The organism is Arthrobacter sp. B2a2-09, assembly GCF_027587375.1.
GTDB lineage: Bacteria > Actinomycetota > Actinomycetes > Actinomycetales > Micrococcaceae > Arthrobacter.
In genome coordinates this window covers 28098-52933 of record NZ_JAMXIC010000005.1, presented here as the reverse complement: position 1 = coordinate 52933, position 24836 = coordinate 28098, and the positions used below count along the sequence as shown (strand labels likewise).

Below are 24836 nucleotides of genomic sequence, written 5' to 3'. Positions count from 1 at the left end.
ACGTAGGACTTCTCCACCATCGTAGTGGCGGCTATGCCGCGGGCACCAGCAACGCAACGGTCTCCAGGTGATGTGTGTGCGGATACAGGTCAAAGGCCCGGAGGGATTCAAGGCGCCACCCGCCGTTCCGGAAGTACCCCAGATCACGCGCGAAGGAGGCCGGATCACACGACACATAGGCGATTGCCCGCGGCCCGGACTCGATGAGCTGGCTGATCACGGCTTTGCCCGCACCAGCCCGCGGCGGGTCGATCACCAAGGCGTCGAAGCTCCGGGGGCGCTGCCGGAGGACACGTTCCACCCTGCCCTGGACAATTTCCACGTGGGTCTCTCCATGCAGATTCTTGCGGGCGTCCCGGCTGGTCCCGGGCGATCCTTCGACGGACAGCACCGAACCGGTGATCCCCACCGCATCCGCCAAGGGCGCCGTAAACAATCCGGCTCCCGCGTAAAGATCGGCGACGGCCGATCCCGGAAGGAGGTAGCCGCCGTCGTGCAGGAATCCCGTCACCGCGCCCACCAGGGTCCCGGGGGCATCCTTGTGGATCTGCCAGAACCCTTCTCCCGTCACGCGGTATTCGTGACCGGCGGCCGATTCCTGGACCCACGTCCTGCCCCGCAGCTGCAGGACTTCTCCACGGACGGAGTCGAAGCTGGCCACTGATACTTCATGCGGGAGCTGGCCCAGGATCCGGTTGAGGCGCCGGGCATCGGTACCTTCTTCCGGGGCGAGAAGGACGAGCGGACGCGATCCGTTGGCAGGCGCGGCCACTTCCACCCGCGAGATCCCCCGCAGATCGATGTCCCAGAGCCGCAAGTCGTTAATGCCCGGCACTGCCAAGGGCATCTCGTGGACCGGAATGACGACGTCGGAGCGGTGGGCATGCATCCCCAGCCGGCCATCGGGGGTGACGGCAAAGCTGGCGCGGGTCCGCCAGCCGAGCCCTGTATCGCCGCCGGAGCCAGAGTCACCAGCGGCCGCCGGCTCCACTTCGACATTGAGTTCGACGCCGGCGAGCCGCTTCAGCTGCTCGGCGAGGACTTCGGATTTGAGCAGTCGCTGCCGTTCCAGTGTCACGTGCCCGAGTTCTGCGCCGCCCACGGGCGGACCGCCCTTGCGCCAAGCGGCAAGGGAATCGGCGAGTGGCCAGAAATGGCGTGTCCGGTCGTCCGACGCTTCCAGGACGTCGACGACGTCGGCACGCCAGAAACGGGAAGACTCTCCCGCGTCGGTCAGCCGGATCCGCACCTTCTCCCCCGGGATGCCGTGCCGCACAAAAATGACCCGGCCTTCGTGCCGTGCGACAAAGTGGCCGCCATGGGCGATGGGGCCAAGGTCCACCACCAGCTCCGTGGCAGCTCCGTCCTGGGCCGTGGGCGAGCTGGATTCGGTGTTGCTGGGGTGGGTCATTAGGTATCCTGCAATGCCTTTGCTTCTTCGGAGGACTTCAATTGCCATGGAACGCTGGCCACCATGACGCCGGGTTCAAAGTGAAGCCGGGCCTTGATGCGCAAGGCGGTCTGGTTGTGGACGAGCTGTTCCCACCACTTGCCGACGACGTACTCCGGGATGTAGACGACGATCAGGTCGCGTGGGGAGTCGCGGCGCATGTTCTTGACGTAGTCCAGGATGGGCGTGACGGTTTCCCGGTAGGGGCTCGCCAAGACGGTCAACGGGACCGGGATGTCCAGCTTTTCCCAGGCCTCGACGGTGTGCGCCGTTTCCGCGTGGTCGATGTCGACGATGATGGCGTCGAGCCGGGACGGCCTCGATGCCCTCGCATAGGCGAGTGCGCGCAGCACCGGTTTGCGGACATGGGACACCAGGAGCACGGCATGAACCCGGGTAGGCAACGCGCGCGGGGAAGAGTCCTCGTCAACGGCCAGTTCCTTGGCCACATTGTCGTAGTGCGCCCGGATGCTCCACATGATGAGGAACAGCACGAACATCGCCAGGAGGGCGATCCAGGCGCCCTGTTCGAACTTGGTGATCAGCACGATGGTCAGCACCAACGCGGTCATTCCAAAGCCGACCATGTTGATGGTGCGGGACTTCACGATCCTGCGGCGGACCGCCTTGTCCTGCGCAAGCTTGAGTTGCCTGCCCCAGTGCCGCACCATGCCCAGCTGGCTCATCGTGAAGGAAATGAAGACGCCAACGATGTACAGCTGGATCAGCTTGGTGACATCGGCGTTGAAGGAAATGATGAGGACCAGGGCCCCGGCCGCAAGGGCCAGGACGCCGTTGCTGAAGGCCAGGCGGTCTCCGCGGGTCCGAAGCTGGCGGGGCAGGTAGCCGTCCTGGGCGAGGATGGAACCCAGGACCGGGAATCCGTTGAACGCAGTGTTGGACGCGAAGACGAGGATGACGCCGGTGGCGGCGACAACAATGTAGAACGGGATGGACCCGGCGCCGAAGATGGTCTGTGCAATCTGGCTGATGGCCGGGTTCTGGATGTAGTCATCCGGGAGCGGTTGGCCGTGCAGGAGGAATTCCTTGGCCGGATCCAGCACGATGTGGACCTTAGTGGCGTTGGCAAGGTAGATGATGCCCGCGAGCATGGCCGAGGCGATGACTCCGAGCAGCAACAGCGTGGTGGCCGCGTTCTTGCTCTTGGGCTTCTTGAAGTTCGGCACACCGTTGCTGATGGCCTCCACACCGGTCAGGGCGGCAGCGCCGGAGGAGAAGGCCCGCAGGAGCAGGAACGCCCCTGCCAGGCCCACGAGGCCCTGGTCGAATCCCTCTTGCGGGACGATGGTGAACGCCGCCGAGGGAGCCTGGCCGAGTTGGCCGGTGGCCGCTTGGAAGATACCCACGGCCGTCATGCCCAGGATGGAGAACATGAAGATGTAGGTGGGAACCGCGAAGACACTGCCGGCTTCCTTGATTCCGCGCAGGTTCACCAGGGCCAGGATGACGACGCCGACTGTGGCGATGAGCGCCTGCTGCCCATGCCAGGCCGGGATCGCGGTGGTCAGGTATGCCGCTGCGGAGGACATCGACACAGCGACGGTGAGGACATAGTCCACCAACAACGCGGCCGCAACGGTCAGGCCCGCGAACTTTCCCAGGTTGACGTTTGCGATTTCGTAGTCGCCGCCACCGGAAGGGTAAGCGTGAACGTTCTGCCGGTACGAGGCAACAACCGTGAGCAAGACCACCATGACTGCGAGGCCGACCAGTGGCGAAATGGCCACGGCACTCACGCCCGCGAGGGCCAGCGTCAGCAGGATTTCGTCGGGGGCGTACGCCACAGAGGACAGGGCGTCCGAGGCGAAAATCGGCAGCGCAATGCGCTTGGGAAGCAGGGTGTGGGCCAGGCGGTCGTTCCGGAACGGCCGCCCCACCAACACCCGCTTCGCGGCGTTGAGAATTGTCAGCACTCCGCAAAGCTACTCTGAATCGAACGCGATGTCATGACGGCGGACTGGCTTCCGCGACTTGCCCCGGTAGAGTCTTACCGAGCGGCATGCATAAGAGTGAAGGAGAAACCGTGGCTCACTTTGTGATCATGGGTTGCGGACGAGTAGGCGCAACGTTGGCGCACACCTTGGAAGACGCCGGCCATTCGGTGGCGATCATCGACCAGGACGATCGTGCCTTCCGCCGTTTGCGCAGCGGATTCACCGGCAGGAAAGTCACGGGCGTCGGCTTTGACCGGGACACCCTCAAGCAGGCAGGTTGCGAAGAGGCGTACGCCTTCGCCGCTGTCTCCAGCGGTGACAATTCCAATATCCTCGCCACCCGGGTAGCCCGTGAAACCTTCCATGTTTCGCATGTTGTTGCCCGGATCTACGATCCCGGCCGCGCCGAAATCTACCAGCGCCTGGGCATCCCCACGGTAGCCGCCGTGCGCTGGAGCGCGGACCAGGTCCTGCGCCGGATCCTGCCCGAGCAACACTTGGCAGGCGATTACCGCGAACCCTCCGGTCGGCTGGTTTTGTCCGAAGTCGACCTCAACGAAGGCTGGATCGGGCACCCGTTGACTGCCATCGAAGCAGCATCCGGAATCCGTATCGCTTTCCTTACCCGCTTTGGTGAGGGCGTCCTGCCCCAGGCCGGAACGGCGTACCAGGAGGGCGACACCGTGCACGCCATGTTGAATCTGGACCGCAGCGCCGAGGTGGCGCGCGTCCTCGCCAGCGCACCCGCCAAGGAGTCTGAGTGAAAGTCGTTATTGTCGGCGCTGGCAGCGTCGGTTCATCGATCGCGCGGGAATTGCTCGCCCACAAGCACGAGATCATGCTGATCGACCTCAAACCGGAGGTCATTGGGCGCAGCGGCCTCCGCGGGGCCCGTTGGCTGGTGGGCGATGCGTGCGAATTGAGCACGCTGCAGGAAGCGAAGTTGGAAGGGGCCGACGTCGTCGTGTCCGCGACCGGCGACGACAAAGTCAACCTTGTGGTGTCCTTGCTGGCCAAGACCGAATTCGGTGTGGGCCGAACGGTGGGCCGGGTCAATAATCCCAAGAACGACTGGATGTTCAACGATTCCTGGGGCGTCGACGTCGCCGTCAACACCCCGCAGCTCATGACGGCGCTCGTGGAAGAAGCCGTGGAAATCGGTGACCTCGTCCGCTTGCTGACCTTGCAGACTGGTGTGTCCTCGCTCGTGGAATTTACGGTTCCGCACGACTCGCACATCATCGGCAGCACTGTGGGCGGCATCGAATGGCCCGAAGACGCCACCTTGGTGGCGATCCTCCGGGACCATGCGCCCATCACACCGAGCCGCGACGACGTGATCGACGGCGGCGACGAACTGTTCTTCGTCACGACCATTGCGGCCGAAGACGGCCTCAGGTCCCTGCTCTCTCCGTCCGCCGCGGACCATGGTTCAGTTGACGTCGAGGAAGAGTTTTCGGATCAGTCCGACGACGACGGTTTCGACGGCTGAGTATCACGGACCGGCTTCTGGCCCGGCGCCGGCCGGGTCAGGAGCCACGCAATCCAGAGACCCAGGATGTACAGCGGAGCGCCCATGATCAGCCTCATGGTAGCGAGCGCGGCGAGGCCCGGCTCACCCATGAAATACAGGGGCACCTGGACCACAAGCCGTAGTGCCAGCACCGCAATGACCACCCACGTTCCGATGACATAGGCCCGCAAACGCTCCGGTTTCTTCCGCCATTCGAAGCCTTCGTTGCGGACGAAGCCGAACAGCAGGCCGGCGATCGGCCACTTGAGCAGGATCGACAGCACCATTCCCACGATGTAGGCGACATTCGTGTAGAAACCCAGGACGTAGAAATCCTCGGCCTTGCCGGTGGTGTTCGCGAGCCAAGCGGAGATGGCGACGCCGGCGATCCCGGCAAGCGCCTGGGTCAACGGGCGCCGCTGGACCAGCCGGACCACGGTGAAGACGGCTGCCGACGCGAGAGAGGCAATCAGGGAGGCCGGAAGGTCGCGGGTGACCATGAAAGCGATCAGGAATACGAGGCCCGGCACGATGCTTTCGGCTATCCCCTGAACACCCCCGGCCGATTTGAGGATGTCCACGTGCCCGTGGCTGTTGCGTTGGAGTCCGGCTTTTTCGGCGTAGCCTGCGGCGATGTCCGCAATGCTTGGCCCCTGGGTGCCCTGCCGGGAATCCTCTGCCGGGCCAGGCTTTTCCTGCGCTGGCTTTTCCTGCGCTGGCTTTTCCTGCGCAGGCTTTTCGTGGGGGCCGGATCCGTTGGCGACGGTCATTGGTGCTCCTGCCGGGAGAGGATTTCATAGCGCGGATTGAACATGGTGGGCATCCCGTCCCGCGGAGTGACCATGCCTTCGAGCCGTAGGACAGTCCCGGGTTCGATGCCGGGCACCTTGCGGCGCCCGAGCCAGATGACGCGCAAGCGGGTCAACGGACCCGTGTCGCCCCTGTGCGCAATCCGATCGACGACGATCGCCGAGAAGTGTGCTTGCTCATTGGCGGGCTGGTAGGTCACCGACTCGATGAAACCCGTGCAGTCGACTCGGCCCCGCACGGGGAGCTCAGTGAGGGGCCGGGACGCCGGGCTGCCGGGGTCGGCAGCGGCGCGAGCCGCTTTGTCAGCCAATCTGGGTGATCTCCGGGCCGCGTTCGGGTTGCTGAAGCTCCGGCGTTTCATGGGGAGCACCCTGCTGCCCGGGGGCTACGGCGTCCTTGGGCAGCTTCAGCTGAAGCAGCTCACGGGGCGGCATGGGGTTGTCTCCGCGAATGACCACAACCTTGCGGAAGAGGTTCTCCAGTCCTTCGGCCGCGTCCCGATCCAAAGCGGCGTGGCCGCCGATGACACCACGGAGGAACCAGCGGGGTCCATCCACGCCCATGAATCGAGCAGCCCGGAAGCCACGCCCGCCGTCGGCGGATTCGGTAGGAAGTTTGGCGACGAGTTCCGTGCCGAAGGTGCCGACGATTTCTTCGACTTCGCCTCCTTGGCTGGACACGGACTGGCCGATTTGTTCGCGGATCTCGTCCCACAGCCCTTCGGAACGTGGAGCGGCAAACGCCTGGAGCTGGAGGCTCGAGCCATCGAGGTCCATGGTGACCGCCACTACCCGCTGGGTTGCCTCTTCCACCTCGAGGCGCAGTTGAAGGCCCTCGGAAGGTTCGATCAGCAGGGCGCCAAGATCCACGTAGCCATCTTGGCTATCAATTTCGCTGGCATCCAATGGCCCCCTGGACAGACGGAAGTCGCCCTTGGCGGCTCCACTGGCTACCGTGCCGGCGTCCTGCCGCGACGCCGTGGCATCGGCCTGCTCAGTGCCGTTGTCTTGCGGCTGCTCAGCCTTGGACTTCTTTCCGCGCCCAAAAAGCATCGGGTTGTCTCCTTAGTAGTGGTCTATCCCCCCAGTAAACCGCAGACTGCCCGTCAACTCGCGGGCAGCATGACAATCAGCTCCGTACGGCGCCGATTGCCCGAGGGTTGTTGCTAGCTCACGGCCGGCGCGAAGCCTCCGGTGGATCCAAAGCCGCCGGTGCCGCGCGAGGTGTCGGACAACTCTTCCACGGAAACGAACTGCGCATACTCGACACGCTGGATCACCATTTGAGCAATTCTATCGCCGCGCTTGAGTTCGATTGCCTGGTTTTTGTCCGTATTCAAAAGCGTCACGGAAATTTCACCTCGATAGCCCGCATCAACCGTCCCGGGAGCGTTCACCACCGTGAGTCCGTGCTTGGTTGCCAGCCCTGATCGGGGGTGGATCAGTGCGACAAAGCCATTTGGCAGGGCGATTGAGACGCCCGTAGGAACGAGCTTCCGCTCTCCCGGAGCGAGCGATACGTCCGCGCGGGCGCGCAAGTCTGCGCCGGCGTCACCGGGGTGGGCGTACGACGGCGCTTCCAAACCGGCGTCGAGCATTTTCAGTTGGACCTGAAGGGTCGGCGCACCGTATTCGGCGGAGGTGTCTGCTGGGTTGGCTACTGCTGTCTCGTGGCTCACAGTCACATATTCTATCGTCCGCGGGATACTGCCCCGGTTGCGGTCGCAGGGCGGTCGCAGGGCGGTCGCCGGGCAAGGGCGCGTTAATTCCGGGGGCCACAGTCCCGATAAGCTGGTGGTATGCCTGAATCGACTGCTTCCGTACCCGTGCCGCACCATTCCTCAAGTGAAACGGGCGTCCTGTTTACGGAAAAGCTGTGGCCTTCCGCCTGGATTTGGATTGTCGTGGTCGGCTTCTCCGCCGCGGGCATCCTGATGTTCGCGCCGATCAGCATCACCGCGGGCATTATCGCCGCGCTGGTTCTCTTCGCGATCATGACCACCATGCTGGTGTTGTCCACTGCCGCGATTGTGGTGGACCGCGACACCGTCCAAGTGGGACGCGCCAGCATCCAGCGCGAGTTCGTCGGCGCTGTCACCGCATTCCGCAAGGACGAAGCCACCGCAGAGCGCGGTGTCCGCCTCCATGGACTGGCGTTCCTGTGCCTCCGCGGCTGGATAGATCCCGTGGTGCGTATCGAAATCACCGACCCGGCGGACCGCACCCCTTACTGGCTGACGTCCACGCGCCGCCCCGAAGAACTCGTGGCAGCGCTGTCCAAACCGGCTGCCGCCTAGGGCCGCCCCTTAGGCCCGCCCCGCCTCATTTGCCTGCCCCGGGGATCAGAACAGTTCCCGCGGCTAGCTTTCGCATTCCTTGCAGTAAAGATGCCCGTCCTTCTCCCGCGCAATCTGGGAGCGGTGCTTAACCAGGAAGCAGTTGAAACAGGTGAATTCGTCCGCCTGCGGAGGCAGGACGCGGACCAGCAGCTCTTCGCCAGACAAGTCCGCCCCGGGGAGCTCGTAGGCATCAGCCAGATCAGTCTCATCGATGTCAACAGCCGATGATGACTGTTTCTCGGTGCGATGCGACTTGAGTTCCTCAATCGAGTCCTCGGTGTCTTCTTCCGTCTTCCGAGGGGCATCGTAGTCCGTTGCCATGGTCCCTTCTTCGTTCTCCCTGGTGTTTCACGCAGGCCTTGCGGCCCTGTCGACCAGAACCTGCTCCGGTCTAAGGATGTAACGCGGCAAGCCACATTTTTGTGCCCGATACCGGGCAGATTGTCCTCCCGGCAGACTCGAATGTCCATACCCCCAACGGTGGTCTCCTGCGTAGGTGACTGCCGGAAAATCGCGGAATATCGCGGCGCGCCCTTTGTCCTAGTAGGAAAAGGTCCTACCGGGTGGCAGAGTTTCGAATGTCAGATAGGCCATGGTGGAGGATTTTATGCGGGATCTACGGCTGGTTGGCGTCCACGACGACGGCGGACATCTCCTGTTGAGCGGTACCGGCGGCGAGATGTTCCAGCTTCCGATTGATGAGGCGTTGCGGTTTGCAGCGAGCCGGACACCTGCCCAGGTGGCCGCACGCGCCTCCATCACGCCCGTCGCCATGTCCCCCCGTGACATTCAGTCACGTATCCGCAGCGGCGCTACGGCCGCGGAGGTGGCGGAGCTGTCCGGGCTGCCGCTCGCCAACGTGCAGCGGTATGAGGGTCCCGTTCTTGCCGAGCGCGAGTACATCGCCCAGCAAGCCCGCAAAGTCGAAGTCGCCGCCCCGGCCCCCGGCCAGGACACCTACCGCGCAGCATTCGGCGACGACCCCGCAAGCCTGGGCGAGATGGTTGCACACCGGCTTAGGGCCCACGGGATCGATTCGTCTGCGGTGGAGTGGGATTCCTGGCGTCGGAGCGATGGGGCGTGGACCGTCGTCGCACGCTTCGAAACAAAGCCGGGCAGCCTGGAGAGCATCGGCGAAGAGCCACCCGCGATGTGGACGTTCCATCCCGCCCGCAAAACCATCCAGAATGCCAACCGCTGGGCCCAGCAGCTCAGCGAACTGGAACCCCTTGATGGCCCTGTACCGCCCCGACGACTCGCGGCCGTCTCTGACCGGCCCTTTGATTTTGAGGCCGACGCCGGGACCGCCGCCCGTGCGGCCGCCGCCGCAGCCACCAAGGAAGCCGATGGGCTCCTTGACATGCTGCGCTCACGTCGCGGACAGCGGCTGGGACTTGACGAAGACAGCGATGACGCCTTGGCCCTGCTTCTGAGCAGCGGCGTTCCGGCTGCGCATCCGCGGCCCGGCGACACCGAAGACGGACCCGCGGACCAGGAATCAGCTGACAAAGAGTCACAAGACACAGACACGGACGAGCAGGTAGAAGCCGAATCCGCCCCCAGCCGCCGTGACGCACGTGCATCCATGCTGTCCCGGTTGAGCTTGGCCCCGAAGCATGACGACAAGGAAGACGACTCCCTCCATCTTCACGATGGCGTCAGCACGGATACCCGGGAAATTACGGTGATCCCAAGTCCCCTGCGCCCCGTGACGCTACTGCGCGGCAGGAACGACAACGACGCGCAGACCGGCCAGGACGAGGCGCCAACCCAGGGACCAGCTTCACCGCGAGCCGGCTTGGACGAACTTCTCGGCGGAGGCCCCCGGCGGGAACGCGAAGAGCCGAAGCCCACCCCTTCTGGCCAGAAGGATGAAGAATCTTCCGATGCGGCGCCGGCCGAGCGTCAACCGTCACGGCCCAAGCGCTCCAGCATCCCGAGCTGGGATGACATCCTCTTCGGAACGCGCGGGGACTAGGCAGTTTTCAGTTCGCAGCAGCTTCAGCTGGCGCCGTGCCAAAGGCAAGCGTCGACGTCGAACGGCAGCAACTGATCCCGGCTCGCCATGAGGTTGGCCCCGTGTGCCGTGACCCTGCGCATGTAGTGGCGGCGGCATAGGGTCTCGTATCCGACGACGGGTTGCGATGCTTCGGCTCGCTCCGGAATAGCCTCCGCTCGGTCGGCCTCCATTCCACCGTCCATGGCGACGTCGCCCACCACGACCTGCTCGCCTTCGACCACCATGATGCCGTCCACCGTCCGCGCATTGTGTGTTGCCCGGCGGCCGCACCAACAAAGCGCTTCAACCTGCAGGACCTGGACCCTGTCCGCGAGCTCCACGAAACGCTGGGATCCAGGGAACAGCCGCGTGCGGAAGTCCGACGTGATTCCGAAAGCGAACACGTCAACGCCCATCTCATCAACCACGCGCGCCAACTGTTCCACTTGCTCCGGCGAGTAGAACTGGGCTTCATCACAGATCAGGTAGTCCACCTTGAGGCCCGTCGTCCGGCGTCGGACAACTTCGTCCCAGAAATCGGTAGCGTCAATGACCTCCACCGCGTCCGTCTGGAGCCCGAGCCTGCTGGAGATGACGGAACCGCCGGCGCGGTCGTTGCAACTGAAGCGGACCCCGCCCCGGCCGCGGGCACGGTGGTTGTAGTCCATCTGCAAGGCAAGGGTGGACTTGCCGCAGTCCATGGTTCCGGAAAAGAAAATGAGCTCAGCCACGGCGGCCTTTGGGACCTCCGGCCTGGAAGCAGAGCAGCGGAACTTCGCGCTCCGCCTTGGTCAGCGAACCGTGTTGCCCCACCACTTCCAAGGCCGTGGGGCGGACGCGGCGGACGTCATAGAGCGCCAAAGTGTCCCGGGCGGCGATCATGACATCTCCGATCCGGGGCGAAACCTCCGGTCGCAGGACCCCGAAGAGCCCCGCCTCAAGGGCCTGCTCACGGGTGAAGGCCCAGATCCGGTCGCCGAAGCGGGCGCGCCAGGCATCCAACAGGGCATCCCGGTGAAGCTCTCCCGCGTCGGGTTCCAGGTACAGGTGGACCATGCGTGGCTCGCCTGCCGTGTGCCGGACCCCGGCAATAAGGGCGGGATCGGCGGAGTAGTCGATGCGCTGCGACTCCGGGACGTCAAGCATTCCATGGTCGCCGGTGAGCAGGATGGTTGTCCCCGCGGGCAGTGAGGCAGAGAGCCTCTTGACCGTTGAGTCGATTTCTTCGAGCTGGTGCTCCCAGCGATCGGACTGGCAGCCGTAGCGGTGCCCGGCCTTGTCCAGCTCGTTGACGTAGAAGTACATGAGCGAACTGGTTCCCGCGGCCATTTCCTCCCCCGCCGCTGCCGTTCGGGCGTGGAGCGAGCTGCCACCCACGAACCGGCTTCCGCGGAGCGCCGCGCGGGTCATCGGTGACGCGCCGAACTGGGGCAGGCTCACTGTGACGACGTCGGCGTCGGCAGCCACTCGTTCGAAAATCGTCGGGAACGGCTGCCAGCGCAGGGGGTCGACTCCAGCGTCCCAATTGCCGAGCAAGTTGACTACCTTGTCCTGGGCGGGATCCAGGACGTCATAGCCCACCATGCCGTGTTCACCCGGCGTACGGCCGGTTCCCAGGCTGGCCAAGGACGATGCCGTGGTGGAAGGAAAGGCTGAATCAAGCCACACCGGAACGGCTCCCTGCCCCGAATTCGCAATTGACCTCAGAAACGGGGTGTGGGCTGCCTTCTGCTTCAGAAGATTGCGTCCCAGGCCATCAGCGAGAACCACGCAGACGCGTTGCGATGCAGGCAATTGCAGTTTGTTCTCGAAGCCGGGCAGGCCCATGCTCGCTGCGGCGCTGGTGAAGACCTCGGCGATCGATTTGCTGCCATACAGCGGCGCGCCGGGAAGCTCAGGGACGGTGCTGGAAACAGGGACGGTGTCCTGGGCGACGGGTTCCGACGTCGTCATCAGCGCTGGTGCCCGCGGCTCAGCCTGTTGCCGAAGACGCCCGAGCGGAGTCGCGGACCGGAGAGGGTACCCGGGTGGACTGCAGGCCCGGGAGCGCCAGTGTTGACAGCCCGCAGTGCGCGGGCAAAGATCTTCGCGTCCTGGACGGCCCTGGGTCCGTCGGCCTCGGAGCTGATCCGCAGCACGATGTCCTCCTGGGAAATGGTGCCCGTGTACCCATGGTCGGCTTCGCACTGGGGATCGCCGCAGCTCGCGGGTCCCACATCCAGGCGTTGGCCACCGGACCAGGCAATCGAGAGGGTCAGCTCCCTGACGGGGTCGCTTGGAGTGTAGTTCTGCGGCTGCGCATACATGTAGCTGAGGACCACCGAGCGGATCTGTGCCACGGGCACGGACTCCGTGGAAATCTGGGCAACGATCTGCTCGCCGGCTTCGTCAAGCTGCTGGTCGTCGACGTGGGTGATCACCAGCATGTCCTCGGTGAGGACCAGGACCGTGATGTGCCGCCGGACCTCGGCACGGTCGAAATGCGTTTCCAAATGCACCAGGTGCGCAAGGCAATCACGCCCGTCCAAGGCGTCGGCCACAACATCGGCAACAAGGACAGGATAGAAACCTGCCCGCTGAAGTGCCTGGTCCAGGCTCTGCCCCTGCGAGCTGTGGTTGTGTGCTGCATGGTGCCCGGTGGTAGCCGGACCGGACGGAGGCGTCGGGGACTTCGAGCTCATTCCCCCATTTTCACAGATCGGCTGGGGACTTCATAACCGTCCGGCCCTCGTAGGGTCAACTGTCCGGTCAGCTGAGCATCGCACGGCGCGCGCTGTCGGTACGCTGTGCGGCGTTCCCGATCCATACCTCGGCGGCAAGGATTTTCGCGCCCCGGGTCCCGGCCAGGACGGGATTGAATTCCACCAGGGCAATCTCGGGGTGTTCATCCTTGAGGCGGACCAGCCGTGCGCCGAGGTCTTCGAGGGCCGCCACGTCCACCGCGGGCAGCCCTTGGTAGCCGAATAGTTTCAGCGAAGCCCGGGGTGCCCGGATGAAGTCGTGGAGGTCGGCGGCGGACAGCGGGGGCACCCGGTGCGCCCAATCGTCCAGGAGGTTCACTGCGTCTCCCGCCAAACCGAAAGAAACCACCGGCCCCAGGAGTGGATCCTCGATGGCGCGGAACGTGCAGCCCTGCCCGACGGAAACCATGGCCTGCACCTCGATGGCGGATGAACCGTAGGGCTCAAGGGTGCGACGCATCTGCGCGATGTTGCGCCGCAGCGAGTCCGCGTCCTCGATGTCCAGCCGCACACCACCGAGGTCCAGGCGGTGCCGGAGGGCAGGATCCGTGGTCTTGAGCACCACCGGCCAGCCGAGCCGTTCGGCGGCGGCTACCGCTTCGTCGTCACTCTCGAACACAGTGGACGGCACCACGGAAATGCCGTAGCGGACCAGCAGCGCGGCCGCTTCGCCGTCGTCGAGCCGGACCAATTGTTCCCCCGGGACAGAAGACAAGAGCCGTTCGATGTGTTCGCGGGTACCTTCTCGGTCGCAACCCGCAGGCTCCACGAACATGCCTTGATCCCGGTCCAGCCACTTCGCGTAACGGACCACTGCCGCCAAGGCCGCCACCGCACTGCCCGCGCTGGAGTAGCAAGGAAGGGACGGACCGGACTCACCATTTGGGGCGAGCAATCCATCCAGTTGCACGGAACTATCAAGGATTCCCGTGAAAGCCGCCACGACCGGCTTGCCGGCCTCTGCCGCGCATTCGGCGAGCACTCCGGCGATCGCTTCCATCGTGAGGCTGCGGGACGGCACCATGGCCGCCACCACCGCATGCACGGAATCGTCCGCAAGATTCTCGCGGAGGCTGCGCCGCAACCCCTCCAGCGCAGCGGACTTCCCCGTATCCAGGTCTACGTCGGTGACAATCCTGTCGACGACGAGTCCCTGGGGCGCCGCGTTGTCCGCCACGACCTTCCCGAAGGCCGCGGAATTGCTATAGACGGCGAGCGCCGGACCCTTGGGCAAGGGCTGGCTGGAAACGATCTGGGCCACGTCCATGAGCTGCTCGATGGTTTCGACGGCGATGACCCCGGCCTGGCGCATCATCGCGTCCAGGGCCGCCACAGGCGCCAGCGTGGTCCTGACCACGTGCCCCGGCGGAAGGCGCAGCCCGGTGACATCCGATTTGGCAACAATGACCGGTTTGCTGCGCGACAAGCGGCGGGCCAGTCGGGAGAACTTGCGCGGATTGCCGATCGACTCCAAGTAGAGCCCGACGGCGACGGTATCCGGATCGTCTTCCCAGAACTGCATGACGTCATTGCCGGAGACATCGGCGCGGTTGCCGGCAGACAGGAACGAGGAAAGGCCCAGGCCCCGGCGGCTCGCTGCCGCGTAGACGGAAACGCCAATGGCCGCGGATTGCGAAAACAGCCCCAATCCCCCGCGCCTGGGCAGGCTCGGGGCCATCGACGCATTGAGGGAAACGTCCGGGTTCGTGTTCACGATCCCCAAAGACTCGGGACCGATCACGCGCATCCCATAGGACCTGGCCCGGCGCACCAGGTCCCGCTGCCTCCGCAGCCCCCGTTCGCCGTCGTCGGCATACCCGGCGGTGGCGACAACCAGCCCTTTGACCCCTGCCGCCCCGCACTCGTCCACAACTTTCGGCACTTCTTCGTATGGCACTGCGATGATGGCGAGCTGCACCGGTCCGGGGACGTCGGCGATCCGGGCGAAGGACTTCATGCCGGCCAGTTCGAAAGCCTCGGGGTTGACCGCATAGACCGCGCCAGTGAAGCCACCCTCCAGGATGTGTTCAAGCAACTGGTGCCCGACCGTTCCCCACCGGCGGCTGGCACCCACCACAGCGATCGACGACGGCGCCAGCAAGTCCCGTACGCTGCGGGCCTCGGCGCGGTGTTCCCGGGATTCCATGACGGCCAGGGATTTTTCGGTGGGGTCGATGTTGAAGTCGACGCTGACGACGCCGTCGTCGAATTTGCGCACAAGCTCGTAGCCGGCATCGGCGAAGACCCGGAGCATTTTGCGGTTCTCCGGCAGGACCTCGGCCGTGAAGCGGCGGATGCCGTTCTCCCGGGCGGCCGCCGCCAAGTGTTCGAGCAGGATAGAGCCGATGCCCCGGCCCTGCTGGACATCGGAAATGTTGAAGGCCACTTCGGCCTCGGTGGGATCACCAAGCCGGTCATATCGGCCGACGCCCACGATCTCTCCGCCGATGGTGATGACGAACGCCACCCGGTCCCTGTGGTCCACCTCGGTGAAGCGGCGCAGTTCCTTGCTGGAGAGCCTGGATTTGAACGAGAAGAACCGCATATAGATGGAAGTCTCGGACTGCGCGGTGTGGAAGGCCTGGAGCGCGTCGGCGTCTTCGGGTGAGATAGGTCTCAAGTGGGCCGTTCCGCCGTCGCGAAGCACGACATCGGCCTCCCAATATTCCGGATATACGCCGGCGCCGGGCTGATCCACCATAGGCTTAGCCTAGCTAAGTCTTCCGCAGTACACGTTTAAGGATCCACCGACTCCATGGCACGCAGCCAAAGTCCCTCCCGCGCAAACGCGGCCTCGGCCGCCGTCGACGGGGACTTCACTGAGAACATCATCGATATCGACGTCACTTCCGAAATGGAAGGCTCCTTCCTGGAGTACGCATATTCGGTGATCTATTCCCGCGCGCTCCCCGATGCGCGCGACGGCCTCAAACCCGTCCAGCGACGCATCTTGTACATGATGAGCGACATGGGCCTGCGCCCGGACCGCGGGCATGTGAAGAGTGCCCGCGTGGTGGGCGAAGTCATGGGAAAGCTGCACCCACACGGTGATGCGGCCATCTATGACGCCATGGTGCGCATGGCACAGGACTTCTCGCTGCGCTTGCCCCTGATTGACGGGCACGGCAACTTCGGTTCGCTCGACGACGGCCCGGCCGCACCGCGTTACACGGAGGCCCGGCTCGCCGCGGCCGCGATGACGATGACCGAGCACCTCGACGAAGACGTGGTGGACTTCGTCCCCAACTACGACAACCAGCTCACCCAGCCGGATGTCCTGCCCGCGGCCTTCCCCAATTTGCTGGTCAACGGCACCACGGGCATTGCCGTCGGCATGGCCACCAACATGGCTCCCCACAACCTCGTGGAAGTCATCGCGGCCGCCCGGCACCTCATCGCCAATCCGGACGCCACGTTGGAAGACGTCATGCGGTTCGTGCCCGGCCCGGACTTGCCAACAGGCGGCCGGATCGTGGGGCTGGACGGAATCCGTGATGCCTATGCCACGGGACGCGGTTCGTTCAAGACCCGCGCCAAGGTGGAGATCGAGCAGCTGACCGCGCGCCGCACCGGCCTGGTGGTGACCGAACTCCCCTACATGGTGGGTCCGGAGAAGGTCATCGAGAAGATCAAGGATGCCGTCAACGCCAAAAAGCTGACTGGCATCAGCGATGTCATGGACCTCACTGACCGCAAGCACGGGCTGCGGCTCGTGATAGAGATCAAAAACGGCTTCAACCCCAACGCCGTGCTGCAACAGCTCTACCGGTTCACGCCGATGGAAGACTCCTTCGGCATCAACAACGTGACCCTGGTGGATGGGCAGCCGCAGACCTTGGGCTTGCTCCAGCTCCTGCAGGTGTACGTCGGCCACCGCATTTCCGTTGTACGCCGTCGCACAGCCTTCCGGCTGGGCAAGAAGAAGGACCGCCTCCACCTGGTGGAGGGCCTGTTGGTCGCGATCGTGGACATCGACGAGGTCATCCAGATCATCCGTTCCTCGGACGAGGCAGCTGCGGCCCGCGAACGGCTGATGTCCATCTACGACCTGTCCGAGATCCAGGCCAACTACATCCTCGAGCTTCGCCTGCGCCAACTGACCAAATACTCGCGCATCGAACTCGAAAAGGAGCAGGAAGAACTGCGCCGGGAGATCGCCGAACTCGAGGCGATCCTGGCGTCCGATGTGCTCCTGCGCGAGCTCGTGTCCGGAGAATTGGCCGAAGTGTCCGAGAAGTACGGCACCCCGCGACGCACGGTTCTCCTCGAGTCCGAGGCTGTTTCACCCACCGTCGCCGCGGCGCTCGCAGCAGCCGTCCCGGCCGGCAAGGGCAAGGCCGCCGCGCTTCCACTCGAAATCCCCGATGACCCCTGCTGGGCACTCCTCAGCGCCTCCGGCCAGATCGCCCGGACCTCCAACCAGGAGCCACTGGCCGAATCCGGCCCGCGGAGCAAGCATGACGTCTACCGCTCCGTGGTCAAGACGACTGCGCGGGGCGAAATCGGCGCCGTCACCTCGCAAGGCCGCATGCTCCGGGTACAGGTCATGGATATGCCGGCGCTGCCGCCCATGTCCGGCCTGCCCAATCTTGCCGGGGGTGTCGCGGCGAAGGACTTCATCACCCTGCTCAAGGGCGAAACGCTCGTGGCGTTCGTGCCGCTGGATGCCGTGTTGGCCATCGGAACGGTCCAGGGCGTGGTCAAGCGCGTCCAGCCGGACTACCCGTTGAACCGTGAAGACTGGGAAGTCATTGCGCTCAAGGACAAGGACACTGTGGTTGGCGTGGAGCCTGCACAGGACGACGACGTCGACCTCGTCTTCGTGACCCGGCTTGCGCAGCTTTTGCGTTTCAGCGCCTCTGCCGTTCGGCCGCAGGGCCGCACCGCGGGCGGCATGGCGGGTATCAAGCTTGCGGACGGCGACGAGGTCATCCACTTCGGCACGGTGCGCGCCAACGACCCCGCCGCCGTCGTCGTGACGATCGCGGGCAGCAACGGCGCGCTGCCGGGGACTGCTCCGGGCACGGCGAAGATCACCGCGTTCGAGGAGTATCCGGCCAAGGGCCGGGCCACGGCAGGCGTACGGGCCCACCGTTTCCTCAAGGGTGAAGACACACTGCTGCTCGGGTGGGCGGGTCACGGCCCGGCGAAGGCGTCATCCAGCGCCGGCGTTGCCCGTGCCCTCCCACAGGAGCATGGCCGCCGCGACGGCTCCGGCGTTCCCCTCTCCCAGCCCGTGGATGCCGTAGGTGCGAGTATGGCGTGGGAAGAAGGGAACGCCGAGGAAAATTGACCGGAAGCAGCTGTTGAAGGCTTAGTCCCGAATGCGCTTTGTCCTGACTGAGCTGAGCTACATCGTGGCTGAGCTACATCGTGGCGATGCTGATGATATTTCCTTCCGAATCGAGGAACCAGGCTCCCCTTTCGCCGTCCGGCATGGTGGCTACGCCGTTTTCGGTTTTCAAGCCCGGGAAGTCGTATTCTTCGAAAACGACTCCGCGGCCCCTGAGATCGGCCATGTCCTGGTCCAGGTCCGTGCTCTGGAATCCCAACTGGGTGTTCTTCGCGGTCCCGGCATTGGGCGTCTCGTAGAGCAGGAAGGCCGTGCCGTTGGCGCACTTGTACGTCAGGTTGTCTGTGGCCTCCGGGTTATCCGGTTCGAGGCCGAGCTTGTCGCGGTAGAAATCGCGGGCGCGGGCGATATCGCTGGCAGGGAGCACGCCGGCGACGTTTAGATCCTTTAGCATGGCAGTTTCACTTTCCAGGCTTCCCCAGCAGCTAACTTTACTCCTGATCGGGCTGATCAGACCTGGGATGGGTCCCTCTCCGGGTAGTGTGACCGGATCGGGAATTCGAGCCCTAGACTACTGCCATGCCGATCATTCCCGATGACAAGGACTGGACCTGGGTCCTGTCCACGCCCTGTCCCGAATGCGGCTTCGACGCCGCCACTGTGACCCCGTCCACCGTGCCGGGGACAGTCCTGAACATGCTGCCGCGCTGGCGGGCCGTTCTGCGCCGGGAAGACGCATCAACGCGCCCGGACGAACACACGTGGTCGCCCTTGGAGTATGCCTGCCACGTACGGGATGTCTTCAGCCTCTTCGACCAGCGCCTGAACCTGATGCTGCGCGAGGACGACGCCCATTTCGCCAACTGGGACCAGGACAAGGCCGCGATCGACGGCGACTATGCCAATACGGACCCCGCGGAAGTGGCTGCGCAGCTGGCCGCCGAGGGCACTCAAATTGCCAACTCCTTCGCCGCTGTCCACGAAGATGAGTGGCCCCGCACCGGGGTCCGCAGCAACGGCTCCACGTTCACCGTGCTGACGTTTGCGCAGTACTTCCTGCACGACGTCGTCCATCACCTCCACGACGTGGACGGCTAGGCGCTGCAATGTCGTGGAAAGACACGCGGGCAACCCGTCTCTTCAATATTGACCTGCCTATCGTCCTTGGCCCGTTCGGTGGCCTGTCATCGGTGGAGCTGTCTGCCACGGTCAGTGAGGCCGGCGGGCTGGGTTCCTACGGCCTCTACGGATACGATGCGGAGCGGATTGCCACCACGGCCCGCGAACTCAGGGAGGCCACCGGGAAACCGTTCGCACTGAATCTCTGGCTCCCCATCGAGGGCGAAGAGCCGCCAACCGTGGACGCCCCGCAGTTCGCCGCCTACGTGGATATCCTCCGGCCGTATTTCGAGCTTGTGGGTGTGGAACCACCCACGCAACCGGACACATACCTGCCCGATCTGCACGAACAGATTCAAGCGGCCGTCGACGCCCGCCCGGCCGTGCTGAGCTTCGTGTTCGGTGTTCCGTCTGAGGCTGTCATCGAACAGGCCCACCGGAACGGCATCGTGGTGGTGGGTACTGCAACCACCGTTGACGAAGCCGTGGGCTTGGATGCCGGCGGCGCTGACGCCATCGTCGCCACGGGCATGGAGGCCGGCGGACATCGGGTTTCCTTCCTGCGCGCCCCGGAGGACTCGCTCGTTGGAACCATGGCCCTGGTGCCCCAGGTGGTGGATGCCGTCTCGGTTCCAGTCATCGCCGCAGGCGGTATCTCTGATGGCCGCGGGGTCGCTGCCGCGTTGGCACTTGGCGCGGACGCGGTCCAGATCGGTTCAGCCTTTCTGGCCACGCGCCAGTCAGCCATCAGTCCGGCGCACCTGGCCGCGATGCGCGGACCCGACGCCGCCCACACGGTCCTGACCCGTGCCCTCAGCGGCCGCTTGGCACGCGGCATCCCCAACAGGATCATCGCGGAGCTCGCCGATCCTGCCACCCATGCCCCGTTCCCGATCCAGAACTGGCTGACGGGCAAGTTCCGGCCCGCCGCTGCGGCACAGGGAATCCCGGGCCTGATGTCGCTGTGGGCAGGCCAATCGACACCGCTCATCCGGGAGGACGACGCGCGGAAGCTCGTGGACAATATCGTCGAGTCCGTGGACGCCACCTTCGGGCGACTCCTCGGCTAGTTTCCGTGCACCAGTGCCGGGAGGGCCGACGGCGAACCCAGGTCCAGCCGGACGTCTCCCCCGGCGATGTCGGCCGGGTTGTGGGTCACCAGGACCACTGTGACGTCCTTCAGCCCCATGCGCAGCTCCGCCATCATCAGGCGTCCGGCCTCGGCGTCGAGATGGGCCGTCGGCTCGTCCAGGAGGAGGACAGCTGCGCCGGTCAGGAGCGTGCGCGCCATGGCGAGCCGTTGGCGTTCACCGCCGCTCAGGAACGAACCCGAGGGACCTATGCGGCTATTAAGGCCAGCGGGAAGCCCGGACACCAATCCGGAAAGCCCGACGGCGCCCAAGGCCTTGTACATGTCCGCCTCTGAAGGCTTGCGGTCGGCCGGGCGGGCGAGCAGCAGGTTGCCTCGGATTGTGGAGTCGAAGAGGTGGGCTTCCTGGGGACACCACGCGGCATTCCCGCTGACGTACGCACTCCCGGATGACGCGGGCAGGAAGCCAAGCAGCACGGAGAGCAAGGTGGATTTCCCCGAACCGGAGGGCCCCGTGACCGCGAGCCATCGTCCGGGGGCCGCTTCGGCGCTGAGCCCGCCGAAGACGGGCGCGCCGCCGGGCCAGGACGCTTCGAGGCCATCCAGCAGCAGCCCCGCAGAGCCGTCGGGTCGCTCCGGCAGCGTCAACACGCCGCCGTCGGCTTCTGAGGCGTCAAAGGCTCCGGACTGGGCGATCCGCCGCAATACGGCGGCTAAAGCCGGACCCTGCCGCACAGCAGACGCTACCGCCCCGTATGGTTCCGCGAGCGCGAGCTGAACAAGGACGATGACGGCCAGCACAGCCGGCGCAACAGTTCCGGTTTGCACCGACGGTGCGGCGAGAAGGCCCGCCCCCAGCGCTCCCAGGGTGCCGGCAAGCACGGTCAATCCCTGGCCTATACCATCAGCCCACGCGGAACGCTGTGCGGCTGCGGTGGCGGCGTTGTCCCTCAGGGTCAAGGACGACAGAACTGTGCCGGCCACGCCATTGGCGCTGAGCTCCGCGCGGGCGTCGAGGGCTGCGGCAACGTCGCGCAGCACGAGTGAGCGCAGTTGCTGCTCTGAGCGCGCCGCGTTGCGGTCCGCCACCAGGGCAAGAAGAGGAGCCAGGACGAGGCCAACCACGGCGCTCGCGACCACCGCCGGCACGGCGGCGGGAACCAGAAGCGCCGAGGCGACCACTGCAGACACCGCGACGGCAAGGGCGGAGAGCGGCGGCAGGACAACGCGTGGCAGTACGTCCCGCAGCGTATCGACGTCGTCCACCACCGCTCCGAGGACATTGCCGCCCTGCAGGAGCTGCCGCAAGGACAGCGCCCGGGCGCTGAGAGTCGCCCAGAGCGCGCCCCGGAGCTTTGTCATCGCGGCGAAGACGGTGTCGTGCACGACGAGCCGTTCGGAGTACCGCAGCACCGCCCGGCCAATGCCGAAGAACCGGACGCCCACGATCGCTCCGAGCAAGTACAGGATGGGCGGTTGTTCGCTGGCCCGGATGATGAGCCAGCCGGACAGCCCGGACAACGCCACGGCAAACAGGGCGGCGAGCGCCGCGATCAGCACGGCACCGGCAAACTTGTAGCGGACGGGTGCAAGGATGCGCGCGAGGGCCCTGAGCGTGGCGATTGCGGTGGGGGGTTCAATTCCCCCGTCCGGGGTGCTTCCGGGGTTCGCGTCCCGCTGGACCTGAGCTGGCGCGGGTGCGGCGGATTCCAGGCTCACGGGGCCGGCTTGCTCCTGCCCAGTCCTTCGATCGATCTCTCCGCCGTCGATCCCCCCGCCGTCGACGTTCACGCCGTCGACCTTCACTACGTTGTCCGCCAGTTTCCGGGTCGCGGCGTCGTGGGCAACCAGGATGACAGTCGCGGACCCTCGCAGCCCCGCGATTGCCGAACGGATGGCGTCCGCGGACGCGACGTCGAGATGCGCGGTGGGTTCGTCGAGCAGCAGGACAGTGGCACCCGCGTCGAGGCGCGCCAAGCCGCGGGCCACGGCCACCCGCCGCACTTCGCCAGGGCTCAACTCGGCGGGATGCTTGAACGCGAGGTGCTCCGCGGCAGCCTGCTCGAGGCAACGCATGGCCCCCGCGATGTCCGTATCGGGCGTGGACCCGGGGTCCATCGACGCAAGGGCCTGGGACGCGAAGTCCGGGTTGCCGCCGTTCAGGTAAAGGACGATCTCGTCCAGCACGGAACCGGCAACCATGACGGGATGCTGCGGCACCCAAGCCACCACACCGGCGCCCAGGCCGGTAACGGAACCCTCGATGGTTGCCTGCGGACCGTCGCCGATCGTACCGGCGAGGACACCAAGGATGGTGCTCTTGCCCGAACCGCTGCGGCCGTCAAGGGCCGTGATCCGCCCCACTGGAGCCTTGAAGTCGATGGGCCCGACGGCGGGAGTCCCCCTTCCCGCATATCTCACCGTCAGTCCGGTGACCACGACAGCGCCGGAAACTTCGGTGCCGGAAACATCATTCAGCGGACGGCCCGCCGGCGACTCCAGCACGGCGTTGGCTGCGGCCAACGCCTCACGCCCGTCGTCGCTGGCATGGTGGGCTGTGCCCAGCTCGCGCAGGGGAAGATAGCAATCGGGGGCGAGGATGAGGGCCAGCAGGCCTGCTTCCAGGCCCATGTCGCCCGCCACGAGTCGCACGCCGATGAAGACGGCCACGACGGCGACGGAGATGGTGGCTATCAGCTCCAGGGCGAGGGCGGACAAGAAGGCAGTCCGCAGGGTTCCCATGGTGCGCGAGCGGTATTCCTCGGAGAGGTCCTCGAGGGCTGCGCGCTGTTCGCCCGCCCGGCCCAGTCCCACCAGCACCGGAAGTCCCTTGGCCAACTCCAGGATGTGCCCCGAGAGCTTCCGCAGCGTGGATTGGGCTTCGTGGACCCTGTCCTCGGTGTGGCGGCCGATCAGCACCATGAACAGCGGGACCAGCGGCAAGGTCAGCACCACAACCACGGCACTGACCCAATCCGCGAAGAGGATCCGCACGCCGAGGAGCAAAGGCAACGCGGCGCAATTGACCAAGGCGGGCAGGAACTGGGTGTAGTAGTTGTCCAGTGCATCAAGTCCGCGGGTCGCGAGCACGGCCAGACCGCCATCGTTCACTTCGCCGACTCGTCCCGCAGCCCCGGCGCCGAGGGCGCGCCCCAGCAACCTGGACCTTAGCTCTTCCTTGACCCCGAGGGCCGCCCGACGCGCCGCGACTCCCTGGCCCCAGACCGTCAGCGACCGCAGGACCGCACCGGCGGCACCCCAGAGGAGTCCTTCGCGCCACCCCATGCCGCCCGCAGCAAGTCCGGACAACATCCCCGCGATCGCCTGCGCAATCAGGACCAGGGACAAAGCCTTGAGTGATGACAGCAAGCCAAGGACGTACAAGGCGGATCGGGTGGCGGGTCCGGCCGGCAGCTGGGGCTTCATCCGTTACTCGCTGGCGTCGCGGGGTGCGCGTTTGGCAGCTGGTCCGCCCGGCGCCGCATGACCGACCAGGACCTTCGCCGCGATAGCCGGCAGGAAACCATGTGCGGCCGGAATATGTGCGGCGCTCACCCGCCGCCGGAACACCCAGTAGGTCCAAGCCTGATACGCGATGACGAGGGGCAACCCGACGGCGGCCACGATGCTCATCAGCCCCAGGGTGTACGCCGAGGACGAGGCGTTGGAAATGGTGAGGTTGAAGGCCGGGTTCAGGGTGGAGGGAATGACCACAGGGAAGGCCGCACCGAAGATGGAGGCGGTGGCACACACCAGGAACGCACCCAGGGCTCCGAAGGCCTTGCCCTCGGCTCCCTTGCGGGCGAGTACCCACGCCCCTGCAGCTGCCAGGACTCCGAGGATCACGAGGATCCACGTCAACGGCTTGCCGCTGAGGAGCTGGACGGCCACCATCCATGCCAGCAGCGGCAGCAATGCGAGCGGGGCAAGCCGCACAAACCAGCGGCGCGCACGGTGGCGTACCTCGCCGTCGGTCTTCAGGGCCAGGAACGCCAGGGCGTGCACCAGGGCGAACGCGACGACGGCGAAACCGCCCAGCACGGCGTATCCGCTGAACCAGGCAAACGGTCCGCCCTGGCGGTCGCCATTCGCGTCAATCGGCAGCCCGGTGGTGGTCAAAGCGAGGGCAGCGCCGATGCCGAATGCGGCCGTGAACGAGCCCAGGGCGATGGCCCAGTCCCAGACGGTCCGCCAGCGCGCGGTGTCTACTTTGCCCCGGTACTCGAAAGCCACCGCCCGGAAGATCAAGGCCACCAGGACAATCAGCAGCGGCAGGTAGAGGGCCGAAAACAGCGAGGCGTACCAAAGCGGGAAGGCCGCGAAGGTGGCACCAGCCGCGGTCAGGAGCCACACTTCGTTTCCGTCCCACACCGGGCCGATCGTGTTCAGTAGCACCCGGCGATCGGTGTTGTTCCGGGCGAAGAGCTTCATGAGCATTCCGACGCCGAGGTCGAAGCCCTCCAGGAAGAGGTAACCCGTCCACAGCACGGCGATGGCCACGAACCAGACGGTTGGCAACAGTTCCATT

The 24836-nt window shown here is 65.4% G+C and carries 21 protein-coding genes; 7 read left to right on the top strand and 14 right to left on the bottom strand.

Translation table 11 applies throughout. The annotated features are described in order from the left end of the window. Positions 1-31 precede the first annotated feature (31 nt). Together NFJ07_RS07205 and NFJ07_RS07200 are read right to left on the bottom strand one after the other, a co-directional pair. Positions 32-1411 carry a class I SAM-dependent RNA methyltransferase gene (locus NFJ07_RS07205; RefSeq protein WP_269993440.1) on the bottom strand — a complete coding sequence of 460 codons (1380 nt, stop codon included), beginning with the start codon at positions 1409-1411 and terminating at the stop codon, positions 32-34. After that, complete coding sequence (locus tag NFJ07_RS07200) at positions 1411-3384, bottom strand: APC family permease (protein ID WP_269993439.1); 1974 nt, start codon at positions 3382-3384, stop codon at positions 1411-1413. The genes NFJ07_RS07205 and NFJ07_RS07200 overlap by 1 nt, the downstream gene beginning before the upstream one ends. Positions 3385-3494: 110 nt before the next feature. Here NFJ07_RS07200 and NFJ07_RS07195 point away from each other — a divergent pair, with 110 nt between their 5' ends. Together NFJ07_RS07195 and NFJ07_RS07190 are read left to right on the top strand one after the other, a co-directional pair. Next, on the top strand, positions 3495-4169 hold the full coding sequence (locus NFJ07_RS07195) for a potassium channel family protein (protein ID WP_184739106.1): 675 nt from the start codon (positions 3495-3497) through the stop codon (positions 4167-4169). Further along, a complete protein-coding gene (locus NFJ07_RS07190; protein ID WP_269993438.1) occupies positions 4166-4897 on the top strand; it encodes a potassium channel family protein in 732 nt (243 codons plus the stop codon). The genes NFJ07_RS07195 and NFJ07_RS07190 overlap by 4 nt, the downstream gene beginning before the upstream one ends. On the opposite strand, the gene NFJ07_RS07185 is transcribed toward NFJ07_RS07190, so the two are convergent. The 4 genes from NFJ07_RS07185 to dut form a co-directional block, all read right to left on the bottom strand. After that, entirely contained in the window at positions 4867-5688 is an 822-nt protein-coding gene (locus tag NFJ07_RS07185; RefSeq protein WP_269993437.1) for a DUF3159 domain-containing protein, read from the bottom strand. The two genes, NFJ07_RS07190 and NFJ07_RS07185, sit on opposite strands and share 31 nt — an antisense overlap. Next, positions 5685-6038: a hypothetical protein gene (locus NFJ07_RS07180; RefSeq protein WP_269993436.1), complete on the bottom strand. Its 354-nt coding sequence runs from the start codon at positions 6036-6038 to the stop codon at positions 5685-5687. Before NFJ07_RS07180 ends, NFJ07_RS07185 begins: the two co-directional genes overlap by 4 nt. Further along, positions 6031-6780, bottom strand: a complete 750-nt coding sequence (locus NFJ07_RS07175; RefSeq protein WP_269993435.1) for a DUF3710 domain-containing protein — start codon at positions 6778-6780, stop codon at positions 6031-6033. The genes NFJ07_RS07180 and NFJ07_RS07175 overlap by 8 nt, the downstream gene beginning before the upstream one ends. Before the next feature lie 113 nt (positions 6781-6893). Beyond that, positions 6894-7406: a dUTP diphosphatase gene (dut, locus tag NFJ07_RS07170; RefSeq protein ID WP_269993434.1), complete on the bottom strand. Its 513-nt coding sequence runs from the start codon at positions 7404-7406 to the stop codon at positions 6894-6896. Between the two features lie 120 nt (positions 7407-7526). Between dut and NFJ07_RS07165 the strand changes: the two genes are divergently transcribed. Beyond that, on the top strand, positions 7527-8024 hold the full coding sequence (locus NFJ07_RS07165; RefSeq protein ID WP_269993433.1) for a DUF3093 domain-containing protein: 498 nt from the start codon (positions 7527-7529) through the stop codon (positions 8022-8024). A 63-nt stretch (positions 8025-8087) separates the two neighbouring features. Here NFJ07_RS07165 and NFJ07_RS07160 read toward each other — a convergent pair whose 3' ends face one another. Next, a complete protein-coding gene (locus NFJ07_RS07160; RefSeq protein WP_078105507.1) occupies positions 8088-8387 on the bottom strand; it encodes a DUF4193 domain-containing protein in 300 nt (99 codons plus the stop codon). A 286-nt stretch (positions 8388-8673) separates the two neighbouring features. Between NFJ07_RS07160 and sepH the strand changes: the two genes are divergently transcribed. After that, positions 8674-10044 carry a septation protein SepH gene (sepH, locus tag NFJ07_RS07155; protein ID WP_269993432.1) on the top strand — a complete coding sequence of 457 codons (1371 nt, stop codon included), beginning with the start codon at positions 8674-8676 and terminating at the stop codon, positions 10042-10044. 23 nt (positions 10045-10067) lie between these two features. Here sepH and NFJ07_RS07150 read toward each other — a convergent pair whose 3' ends face one another. The 4 genes from NFJ07_RS07150 to NFJ07_RS07135 all read right to left on the bottom strand — a co-directional run bounded on the left by NFJ07_RS07150 (position 10068) and on the right by NFJ07_RS07135 (position 15507). Then, the gene (locus NFJ07_RS07150; protein WP_269993431.1) at positions 10068-10796 is read right to left on the bottom strand and encodes a thymidine kinase; all 729 of its coding nucleotides are present in this window, start codon (positions 10794-10796) and stop codon (positions 10068-10070) included. Then, positions 10789-12018, bottom strand: a complete 1230-nt coding sequence (locus NFJ07_RS07145) for an alkaline phosphatase family protein (protein WP_269993430.1) — start codon at positions 12016-12018, stop codon at positions 10789-10791. The genes NFJ07_RS07150 and NFJ07_RS07145 overlap by 8 nt, the downstream gene beginning before the upstream one ends. Beyond that, entirely contained in the window at positions 12018-12746 is a 729-nt protein-coding gene (locus NFJ07_RS07140) for a DUF5998 family protein (RefSeq protein ID WP_269993429.1), read from the bottom strand. Before NFJ07_RS07140 ends, NFJ07_RS07145 begins: the two co-directional genes overlap by 1 nt. A 67-nt stretch (positions 12747-12813) precedes the next feature. Then, positions 12814-15507 carry a bifunctional acetate--CoA ligase family protein/GNAT family N-acetyltransferase gene (locus tag NFJ07_RS07135; protein ID WP_269993428.1) on the bottom strand — a complete coding sequence of 898 codons (2694 nt, stop codon included), beginning with the start codon at positions 15505-15507 and terminating at the stop codon, positions 12814-12816. Between the two features lie 54 nt (positions 15508-15561). Here NFJ07_RS07135 and NFJ07_RS07130 point away from each other — a divergent pair, with 54 nt between their 5' ends. Beyond that, the gene (locus tag NFJ07_RS07130; protein WP_269993427.1) at positions 15562-18099 is read left to right on the top strand and encodes a DNA gyrase/topoisomerase IV subunit A; all 2538 of its coding nucleotides are present in this window, start codon (positions 15562-15564) and stop codon (positions 18097-18099) included. A 73-nt stretch (positions 18100-18172) separates the two neighbouring features. Here the strand turns inward: NFJ07_RS07130 and NFJ07_RS07125 are convergent, their stop codons facing one another. Next, a complete protein-coding gene (locus NFJ07_RS07125) occupies positions 18173-18553 on the bottom strand; it encodes a VOC family protein (RefSeq protein WP_269993426.1) in 381 nt (126 codons plus the stop codon). Positions 18554-18678: 125 nt separating this feature from the next. On the opposite strand from NFJ07_RS07125, the gene NFJ07_RS07120 reads away from it, so the two are divergent. Together NFJ07_RS07120 and NFJ07_RS07115 are read left to right on the top strand one after the other, a co-directional pair. Next, on the top strand, positions 18679-19197 hold the full coding sequence (locus tag NFJ07_RS07120) for a DinB family protein (protein WP_269993425.1): 519 nt from the start codon (positions 18679-18681) through the stop codon (positions 19195-19197). Positions 19198-19205: 8 nt separating this feature from the next. Beyond that, a complete protein-coding gene (locus NFJ07_RS07115; protein WP_269993424.1) occupies positions 19206-20288 on the top strand; it encodes an NAD(P)H-dependent flavin oxidoreductase in 1083 nt (360 codons plus the stop codon). On the opposite strand, the gene cydD is transcribed toward NFJ07_RS07115, so the two are convergent. Continuing rightward, complete coding sequence (gene cydD / locus NFJ07_RS07110; protein WP_269993423.1) at positions 20285-23734, bottom strand: thiol reductant ABC exporter subunit CydD; 3450 nt, start codon at positions 23732-23734, stop codon at positions 20285-20287. The two genes, NFJ07_RS07115 and cydD, sit on opposite strands and share 4 nt — an antisense overlap. A 3-nt stretch (positions 23735-23737) precedes the next feature. Continuing rightward, positions 23738-24835 carry a cytochrome d ubiquinol oxidase subunit II gene (cydB, locus tag NFJ07_RS07105; protein ID WP_269993422.1) on the bottom strand — a complete coding sequence of 366 codons (1098 nt, stop codon included), beginning with the start codon at positions 24833-24835 and terminating at the stop codon, positions 23738-23740. Between the last annotated feature and the right edge of the window lies 1 nt (position 24836).

Bases quoted from the DNA above. Each gene is read 5' to 3' on its own strand.
- NFJ07_RS07205 (WP_269993440.1), bottom strand. From the start codon at position 1,411: ATGACCCACCCCAGCAACACCGAATCCAGCTCGCCCACGGCCCAGGAC.
- NFJ07_RS07185 (WP_269993437.1), bottom strand. From the start codon at position 5,688: ATGACCGTCGCCAACGGATCCGGCCCCCACGAAAAGCCTGCGCAGGAA.
- NFJ07_RS07175 (WP_269993435.1), bottom strand. From the start codon at position 6,780: ATGCTTTTTGGGCGCGGAAAGAAGTCCAAGGCTGAGCAGCCGCAAGAC.
- NFJ07_RS07165 (WP_269993433.1), top strand. From the start codon at position 7,527: ATGCCTGAATCGACTGCTTCCGTACCCGTGCCGCACCATTCCTCAAGT.
- NFJ07_RS07160 (WP_078105507.1), bottom strand. From the start codon at position 8,387: ATGGCAACGGACTACGATGCCCCTCGGAAGACGGAAGAAGACACCGAG.
- sepH (WP_269993432.1), top strand. From the start codon at position 8,674: ATGCGGGATCTACGGCTGGTTGGCGTCCACGACGACGGCGGACATCTC.
- NFJ07_RS07145 (WP_269993430.1), bottom strand. From the start codon at position 12,018: ATGACGACGTCGGAACCCGTCGCCCAGGACACCGTCCCTGTTTCCAGC.
- NFJ07_RS07140 (WP_269993429.1), bottom strand. From the start codon at position 12,746: ATGAGCTCGAAGTCCCCGACGCCTCCGTCCGGTCCGGCTACCACCGGG.
- NFJ07_RS07135 (WP_269993428.1), bottom strand. From the start codon at position 15,507: ATGGTGGATCAGCCCGGCGCCGGCGTATATCCGGAATATTGGGAGGCC.
- NFJ07_RS07130 (WP_269993427.1), top strand. From the start codon at position 15,562: ATGGCACGCAGCCAAAGTCCCTCCCGCGCAAACGCGGCCTCGGCCGCC.
- NFJ07_RS07125 (WP_269993426.1), bottom strand. From the start codon at position 18,553: ATGCTAAAGGATCTAAACGTCGCCGGCGTGCTCCCTGCCAGCGATATC.
- NFJ07_RS07120 (WP_269993425.1), top strand. From the start codon at position 18,679: ATGCCGATCATTCCCGATGACAAGGACTGGACCTGGGTCCTGTCCACG.
- NFJ07_RS07115 (WP_269993424.1), top strand. From the start codon at position 19,206: ATGTCGTGGAAAGACACGCGGGCAACCCGTCTCTTCAATATTGACCTG.
- cydD (WP_269993423.1), bottom strand. From the start codon at position 23,734: ATGAAGCCCCAGCTGCCGGCCGGACCCGCCACCCGATCCGCCTTGTAC.
- cydB (WP_269993422.1), bottom strand. From the start codon at position 24,835: ATGGAACTGTTGCCAACCGTCTGGTTCGTGGCCATCGCCGTGCTGTGG.